This is a genomic window from Streptomyces pseudoechinosporeus (assembly GCF_054783935.1).
The window spans coordinates 77,611-85,595 of record NZ_BAAGPS010000035.1 but is presented as its reverse complement, the minus strand read 5'-3'; the positions used below and the strand labels follow the sequence as shown (position 1 = coordinate 85,595).

Annotated in this window: 6 protein-coding genes and 3 pseudogenes; 5 read left to right on the top strand and 4 right to left on the bottom strand. The window is 68.4% G+C overall.

What is annotated here, in order from left to right; genetic code table 11:
• Positions 1-2: 2 nt before the first annotated feature.
• A pseudogene (locus tag ACYVO6_RS31445) lies at positions 3-341 on the bottom strand (tyrosine-type recombinase/integrase); the annotation flags it as partial.
• Between the two features lie 20 nt (positions 342-361).
• Here ACYVO6_RS31445 and ACYVO6_RS31440 point away from each other — a divergent pair.
• Positions 362-628, top strand: a complete 267-nt coding sequence (locus tag ACYVO6_RS31440; protein ID WP_461067093.1) for a WYL domain-containing protein — start codon at positions 362-364, stop codon at positions 626-628.
• Positions 629-692: 64 nt separating this feature from the next.
• Complete coding sequence (locus tag ACYVO6_RS31435) at positions 693-2,114, top strand: ATP-binding protein (RefSeq protein WP_461067091.1); 1,422 nt, start codon at positions 693-695, stop codon at positions 2,112-2,114.
• Between the two features lie 357 nt (positions 2,115-2,471).
• On the opposite strand, the gene ACYVO6_RS31430 is transcribed toward ACYVO6_RS31435, so the two are convergent.
• Complete coding sequence (locus ACYVO6_RS31430) at positions 2,472-4,937, bottom strand: SpoIIE family protein phosphatase (RefSeq protein ID WP_461067089.1); 2,466 nt, start codon at positions 4,935-4,937, stop codon at positions 2,472-2,474.
• 284 nt (positions 4,938-5,221) lie between these two features.
• Positions 5,222-5,821 (bottom strand): annotated as a pseudogene (locus ACYVO6_RS31425) (GntR family transcriptional regulator); the annotation flags it as partial.
• Between the two features lie 2 nt (positions 5,822-5,823).
• On the opposite strand from ACYVO6_RS31425, the pseudogene ACYVO6_RS31420 reads away from it, so the two are divergent.
• Positions 5,824-6,099, top strand: a pseudogene (locus tag ACYVO6_RS31420) (hypothetical protein); the annotation flags it as partial.
• Between the two features lie 81 nt (positions 6,100-6,180).
• The gene (locus ACYVO6_RS31415) at positions 6,181-6,396 is read left to right on the top strand and encodes a hypothetical protein (protein WP_461067087.1); all 216 of its coding nucleotides are present in this window, start codon (positions 6,181-6,183) and stop codon (positions 6,394-6,396) included.
• 230 nt (positions 6,397-6,626) lie between these two features.
• Here ACYVO6_RS31415 and ACYVO6_RS31410 read toward each other — a convergent pair whose 3' ends face one another.
• Positions 6,627-6,995: a winged helix-turn-helix transcriptional regulator gene (locus ACYVO6_RS31410; RefSeq protein WP_461067085.1), complete on the bottom strand. Its 369-nt coding sequence runs from the start codon at positions 6,993-6,995 to the stop codon at positions 6,627-6,629.
• A gap of 96 nt (positions 6,996-7,091) precedes the next feature.
• Between ACYVO6_RS31410 and ACYVO6_RS31405 the strand changes: the two genes are divergently transcribed.
• Positions 7,092-7,490, top strand: a complete 399-nt coding sequence (locus ACYVO6_RS31405; protein WP_461067083.1) for a nuclear transport factor 2 family protein — start codon at positions 7,092-7,094, stop codon at positions 7,488-7,490.
• Positions 7,491-7,985: the final 495 nt, after the last annotated feature.

Genomic DNA, 7,985 nt, shown 5'->3' with positions numbered 1-7,985 from the left:
TCTCAGCCCTCGTTGTCCTGGTTTTTGTCCACAGGGGGTGTGTCCGGAGGTCCCCAGATGGCATCGGCGATCTTCCGGGCCACGTCCTTGAGCATGGCGTCCGGCACATGGAGGTACCGCGCCCGCATGCTTGCGGAGGTACCCGGCTCCCACCCCATGATCTGATCAATGACGCGGGCCAGGGCACCGGGCAGCATGAGCACGGCGGCGGCCGTGTGCCGGGCGTCGTGAAGCCGAGCGTTCCGAACCCCCGCGTCTTCCAGCAGTCGCTTCCAGTCGTGATAGTCCGTGTTCGGGCTCAGCGGGCCACCCAGCGGCTTGGTGAACACGTAGTCCGACTCCGGCGCCGTTCGACGGAGGAGTGCCCTTCGCCACAGACACCGAGGAGATCGTCGCAGGGTGGGCGAAGCGCCTGCCGTACGGCGACGTCCGCCAGCTCGCCCACGCCATCGATGCTGGTCAGGCCATCACCGTCGAGTACGTCGCCACCTCGGGCAACCGGACCGTGCGTACCCTGAGCCGCCTCATGCTCGACCCGCCCTACCTCGAAGCCTGGTGCCACCTCAGGGACGCTGAACGGGTCTTCACCCTTTCCCGCATCCACAGCGTCATGAGCGTGCCCGAATGAGAGGGAAGATGGTATCGATCGAGATAGTATCTCTATCGATACCATCTTCTGCGGGAAGCTTGCCATGCGTCGTTTCATCGGGCGGGACCGCGAGCTGAACGTGCTCGGCAACGCCTTGCAGGCGGTTCGCGATGCCGTCGGGTCAGCGAAGCCGGGCCAGTGCATCCTCATGCGGGGAAGGCGGCGGGTCGGCAAGTCCAGCCTCGTCGAGGAGTTCCTCCGGCGTACCGAGGTGCCGAACCTCTTCTTCACCGCGGCGGGCGGCACGGCGGAGGACGAACTGACAGAGTTGCTCGACGCCGTCGCCAGGTCCACGCTGCCGGAGCGGGAACTTTTTGCGGAGGAGACCCCGGAGCAGTGGAATGCGGCATTCAGGCTGCTCGCGGAGATCCTGCCCGATGACAGCCCGAGCGTGGTCGTCATAGACGAGGTTCCGTATCTCATGGACCGGATCGACGCCTTCGAGGGCATGCTCCAGCGGGCATGGGACCGGCTGCTCAGCCGCAAGCCGGTACTCCTCCTCCTGGTCGGATCCGACCTGTCGATGATGGAGGCGCTGAACAGCTACCACCGCCCCTTCCATCAGCGCGGCCGGGAAATGGTCGTGGGGCCGCTGAACCCGGCCGACATCGGCGAGATGCTCGACCTGTCGCCGGCGGCCGCCTTCGACGCCGCCCTCATCACAGGCGGTCTCCCGCTGATCTGCGCGGAGTGGCGGGCCGGAGCGGATGTCTGGGAGTTCCTCCGCGACTCGCTGGACAACCCGATCTCGGCGCTGCTGGTCTCCGCCGAGCGCTCACTGGCTGCTGAGTTCCCATCGCAGGCGATGAGCCGGGAAGTGCTGCGGGCCATCGGAAGCGGGGAGCGAACGTTCACCAACATCGCGCGCGCCGCCGGCGGCATCGCCCACACCACTCTCACCCGAGCCACGGCTGTCCTGACCGAAAAACGGGTGGTGGCAGCCGAGTTGCCACTCTCACTGCGGCCGTCGAAGGAACGCCGCTACCGGGTGGCCGACCCTTACCTGCGGTTCTGGCTCGCGTTTCTGGATCCGCACATGGCGGAGATCGAGCGGATGCGGGGAGATCTCACTCTGGCCCGGATCAAGGAGCAGTGGACGAGCTGGCGGGGCCGGGCGATCGAACCGTTGGTCCGGGAATCCCTTGCCCGTCTCCTGCCGGACGGGCTCCTGCCTGCCGCCCCGGCGATCGGTGGGTACTGGACCCGCAGCAACGACGTCGAAATCGACTTGGTGGGCGCCGACCGGCAGCCGGTGGCCAAACAGTTGCTCTTCCTCGGCTCGGTCAAGTGGCTGGAGACTTCCGCGTTCGACAGCCACGATCTGGCCGCGCTGCAGAAGCACCGGGCGGCAATCACCGACGAGCCCGTTCCACTCGTGGCGGTCTCCCGCAACGGGATCAGCTGTTCCGGGCTCCAGGCGGTGTACGGCCCCGAGGAATTGCTCGGCGCTTGGCGGAGTGCGTGAGCAGGGACCGGCCCCGCTGGTTGAAGTTCTGGTTGCATTCACCCCCGTCCAGCGCCGTCCGCCACCTACCCCCAGCCCCACTCTGCCGCAGGTCAGAACGCTCCTGATCGCTCCTGAACTCCCAGACATACATTTACATTTGGAAAGCGTGTTGAGGGCAACCCCGCCTTCACCTGGGAGATGAAGGCGCAGAGCAGCTTGCTCTGCCCGCTGACCTGGACGAAGACCGCGTGGGCCAGGTTCCGTCGGTGGATTCAGGCGGAATCCCTCGACGTCTGGCAGCTCGGGCATGAGCCTTCCCGGTGCGATGTGATGCGTTTCCGGTTCGGGGTTCAGGGTCCAGAAGGGGTTCAGGGTTCAGGGGGAGTGGCCGGGCGGGGTCGGCTCAAGGGTCTGTTCCGCCCAGATGGTCTTGCCCTTGGTGGTCTGGCGGGTGCCCCAGTGCTGGGTCAGCTGGGCGACGAGGAGGAGGCCGCGGCCTCCCTCGTCGTACGTGCGGGCGCGGCGGAGGTGGGGAGCCGTGCTGCCGCCGTCGGAGACCTCGCAGATGAGGGTGTTCTCGTGGATCAGGCGGAGTTGGATAGGGGGCTCGGCGTGGCGGATGGCGTTCGTCACGAGTTCGCTGACGACCAGCTCGGTGACGAAGGCGGCGTCGTCCAGCCCCCAGGCCTCGACCTGTGCCACCGCGTCCTTGCGGGTCTGGGCGACGGCGGAGGGGTCGGCCGGTACGTCCCAGGTGGCGACCTGGGAGGCGTCGAGTGCGCGGGTGCGGGCGAGGAGAAGCGCGACGTCGTCGGCCGGGCGCTGGGGCAGGAGATCGGCGAGCACCGTGTCGCACAGGGCATCCAGGGAGGGCGCCTGCCGGGTGAGCAGTTGGCCGAGCCGGTGGACGCCGTCGTCGATGTCGCGGTCACGGGATTCGACCAGGCCGTCGGTGTAGAGGGCAAGCAGGCTGCCCTCGGCCAGGTCGATCTCGGCCGCCTCGAAGGGCAGGCCGCCCAGGCCCAGCGGAGGGCCCGCCGGGAGGTCGACGAGTTCGGCGGTGCCGTCGGGGCTCACCACGAGCGGTACCGGATGTCCCGCCCGGGCGAGTGAGCAGCGGCGGGAGATCGGGTCGTACACGGCGTACAGGCAGGTCGCGCCGACCTCGCCGCCGGTCTCCGGGTATCGGCCGGCCGGCTGGGCGCTCTCCAGCTCGGTGGAGAGGCGGGCGACCAGGTCGTCGAGGTGGGTGAGCAGTTCGTCGGGGGGCAGGTCGATGTCGGCGAGGGTGCGTACGGCCGTACGCAGGCGGCCCATGGTCGCGGAGGCGTGGAGGCCGTGGCCGACGATGTCGCCGACGACCAGTGCCACCCGCGCCCCGGACAGCGGGATCACGTCGAACCAGTCGCCGCCCACGCCTGCGTGCGCGCCGGCCGGGAGGTAGCGGGAGGCGACCTGCACCGCCGCCTGCTCGGGCAGCCGCTGCGGCAGCAGGCTGCGCTGCAGCATCACCGCCGTACCGCGTTCGCGGGTATAGCGGCGGGCGTTGTCGATGCAGACCGCCGCCCGGGCCACCAGCTCCTCGGCCAGCACCAGGTCGTCCCGCTGGAAGATCTCGGGATGCCGGTGGCGCACGAAGACGGCGACGCCCAGAGTGCTACCGCGTGCCGACAAGGGCACCGTCATCACCGAGTGGATCCCGAGTTCGCGGACCCGGGCGGCCCGGACCGGGTCGCGGGCGGTCACCTTGGCGATCTCGGCGTCGGTCATCTCGCGCAGCGTGGCCCGTCCCGACCGGAGACTCTCGACCGGTGCGGAACCCTCCGGGTACTCGTCCACGTCGCCCAGGGCGACGACCGACTCCGGGACGCCCGGAGTCAGGGACTGGTGGGCGACACGCCGCAGCAGGACAGGGCCGACCGTCGTCACGCCTTCCGGGGGCGGCTCATGCAGATCGTCGAGGGAGGTCAGGAGGTCGACGCTGGCGAAGTCGGCGAGTTCCGGGACCATCACGTCCGTCAGCTCCTGCGCCGTACGCATCACATCGAGGGTGCTGCCGATGCGCCGGCCCGCTTCGGAGATCAGCTGGAGCCGCTTGCGTGCCCAGTGCTGTTCCGTCATGTCGTGGGCAGAGAGACAGACACCGCGCACCTCGCCCGCCTCGTCCCGCAGCGGCGACGTGAAGAGCGACCAGGCGTGCTCGCGCGTCTCACCGGGGGCGCGCAGAAAGTTCTCGTCGTACTGCGGCTCACCGGTCTCCAGTACCCGCGTCATGCTCTGTTCCGCCAGCTCACCGGCCGGGTTGTCCACGATCTCGTTGACGCGCAGTCCGCGCATGTCGTCCTCTGTGAGGGCCACGGACCGTTCCATGTCCTCGTTGGCCCGCCGCAGCCGGAGCCTGGTGTCGTAGAGCGCCAGCGCGCAGCAAGGGGACTGGGCGAAGCTCCAGCTCACGAGGGCTTCGTCATCCGGCAGGGGCTTCTGCCCGGTCAGTGGGGAGACCAGGAACCACTCGCGGGTGCCGGTCTCCGGTGTCCTGTGGTGCGCCAGGACCTTGATCTCGAGGCGTCGGCCGTCGCGGTGCCGGACAGAGACCTTCCCGTGCCATCTCGGCAGGTCCGCGAAAGGTGGCAGGTCCTCCGCGGGGATCGCTTCCGCCAGCAGATCGGCCGCCGGTCGTCCCAGGATCTGTGCCGCCGAGTACCCGAGCAACTGCTCGGCCCCCGCGTTCCACCCGGTCACCGCGCCGCCTTCATCGACGGTGACGCGCGCCGTGAGCGCCTCGCCGACCACATCTCCGAGCGGGCGCGTCGCCCGGTCGGCGGCGATGCGCTGGTCCATGATCGCTCATCTCGCTCTCGCGGAGGTCCACCGGTCTGCGGTCCGCGGTCCGCTCACCTCGGGCCGCCGCTCCCAGGACGTAAGCCATTATCGCCGTATCCTGCGGCTCGGCGCCGGGTGGAACGGTGGATGCCGTGTCAGCAGTGCCCCGGCCGCGGAATCGTCCAGAGGGTCGCCACGAAGAGGTCGCCACGAAGAGCAAGGCCCTTGACGGTCAGGGCCTCGCAGGAACGTTGTCCGCCTCAGTCGGCTTCCGTCTCAGTCGGCCTTCGGCGGCTCCCGGGTCACGTCGCCGGTAGCTGGTACGACAGCACGTACGCGTCCGCCGCCATCACCGTGTCGCAGACCTCCACGGCCCGCCCCTCGGTGTCGTACGCGGTACGGATCAGATGGATCACCGGCACACCGGGCGCCAGCCGGAGCGTCTTGACCTCGGCGGGTGAGGGCATCCGGGCCCGGATCTCCTCCTCGAAGTGATCGAGGCGGTGACCCAGTTCCTCAAGGCGGGCGTAGATGCCGCCCGGCCCGGGGTTCGGCTCGGCGATCGGGGTGTTCCGCGCGATGTCGAGCGGGAGATACGAGGTAGCGAACTCCACCGGACGCCCGTCGAGCAGATACCGGCGCCGACGGGCCAGCACGCGCCGCACGGAGCCGAGCCGGGTGGAGATGTCCTGGTCGGCCTTCTCTTCCTTGACCTCCAGGCTGTCGACCTCCGGGTGACTGCCGGCGGTGTCGGCCTCTACGAGGAACGCGGACTTGCCCTCTTCGCGGTGGCGCCGGGCGAACCGGTCGGAGGCCAGTCGCCGCACGGGCGGGCGCGGCCGTACGAACACGCCTTTCCCGTGCTCGGCATGCACGAGCCCCTCGCCCTGGAGCATGGAGACGGCCCGCCTTTCTCGCGTCGTTCGATGCGTACTCCGCTGCCCAGGCAGACCGCTGGATCGCGGTAGCGCTCCGCACCATCACCTCAGCGCTGGACCCAGCAGCATCCGAAGAGGCCTGGGACTGGCTGTACGACGGCCGCATCAAGACGAGAAGAGCTCTGCTCCGCTCAGAGCCCTGCACAGTGTCAGTCACCAACACCAGCACACACACCACATGGACGGCCCGACTTGTGCTCTTCGTACCCCTCGCACACCGCCACTGCGTCGAACTCCCAGCCGGTGTAGCTGAGTCGCAGCACAGTGATCGAGGCCATCCAGACGCACACCGTCGGCCCCTATGGGTCAGCTACCTTGGGCCCGTGAGTGGCAGGAGCAGGTGGATCAAGGCGGCAGCCTGGTTTGTTGTCTGGTGGGGCCTGACGACAGTGGCGTTCCGCCTCGTCGGGCTACTCATCAACGACCTCGTGAGCTGGCCGATGTGCGCCGGACTGGCCGTCGTCTCGGTCGCGGCCGGGGAGCTGTCGGAGCGGTGGCGCCGACGTCGGCGAAGGACGAAGTCACAGACAGTCTCCTGACACCGTGCGTTCGGCAGGGCGCACCACAGGTGCACCAGATCGAGCGGGGAACAGCGGGGAATCACGGTGAAAGCGGGCCTGCCCGACGAGGCGTCAGCCCAGCCATTCGACCAGCTCAACGACCGAACCAGCCCCAAATGATCGCAGCTTCCCAAGCTGAGAGCGCGAGCCATCAACGGCTACTGGCCTGTCCGGGGCCGGCCTTCTCTTCCGGTCCTTTCCTTGAGGGATCAGCGGCGGGCGTCGTACTCCTCACGCGCTGCGAGCACCTCTTCGATGTACTCCTCAGCCCAGCGGCCCAGTGCCTCCAAGGGCATGTGCAGCGTGCGTCCCAGGGGGGTCAGCTCGTACTCGACCCGGGGCGGCACCTCGGCGTAGACGTGGCGAGTGACGAGGCCGTCGCGTTCAAGGTCCCGCAGGATGTCGGTGAGGACCTTGGCGCTGATGCCGTCGACGGTGGTGCGCAGGTCGCGGAAGCGCATCCTGCCGCTGCTGAGTGCGATGACGACCATGGCGGTCCACTTGTTGGCGATGCGGGCCAGCGACGTACGGGAGGGGCAGGTCGCGGTCATCACGTTGAAATCCGGGTGCTGTGGCATGTGTCACACCGGTCCATTAGTTACGTTGAGGTGACTGGTTACCGATGGTGAGTATAGGGCTCCAGCAGCAAGAACTCGACGAAGGAGAGAGTCACCATGGAGTCCAACACGCTCGCCGTCGCCCGCCGCTACGTCGACGCGGTGTCCGCCAAGGACTTCGCCGCTGTCGCGGGGCTGTTCGCGGACGACATCGTGTGGCACCAGCCCGGCGACAACGCGGTCTCCGGCACCTACAGCGGCGGGGCCGCGGTGGGCGAGATGTTCGCCGCCCAGATGGCCGCCACCGAGGGGACATTCGAACTGCGACTGACCGGCGACGCCATGGTCAACGGCGCGCTGGTCGCGATCCCCATCCACTTCTCGGCCAAGCGCGCCGGCAATGAGATGTCGATGGACGGGGTCGACGTGCTGAGGGTCGAGGGCGACAAGATCGCGGAGGTGTGGCTGTTCTCCGCCGACCAGCAGGCCGAGGACGCCTTCTGGGGCGCCGGCTGAGCACTGGACCGCCCCGACGGAGTCGTTGGAGTTGACGCTCGACGCAGTGGAGTGGCCGGTGTTGTGCGGAGGCTGAAGCCTGATGCGTGACGCACCGCCCAACACCTGCCGTTCCGTTCACGGGCGTTCAGGCGAGACCGCAAGCCAGGCCCGGCCCGCTGGCCAGCCACCCATGAACGCAGGTGAACGCCCCTGCACACAGCCCACCACCCGACCAACAGACTTGGAAAGCGTGTGGGAGGCAAGCCCTCACGAGTTCGAATCTCCTATCCTCCGCAGCCGTTTGAACAGGCGAAACGAAGACCCCGGACCGCTCAGCGGCCGGGGTCTTCGGTGTGCCTGGTCTCGACGACGTCAGCACCAGACGAACGTCGTCAAATGCCGGTTCCCGGCAACAAGAAGGGCGCGGAGAGTGCGCGTATCGCCCGTGTCTTGTTCTGCCGTCAGCACCGAAGAATGCTCGCGTGACTCTGGCGAAGACTGACAGTCCGCTCC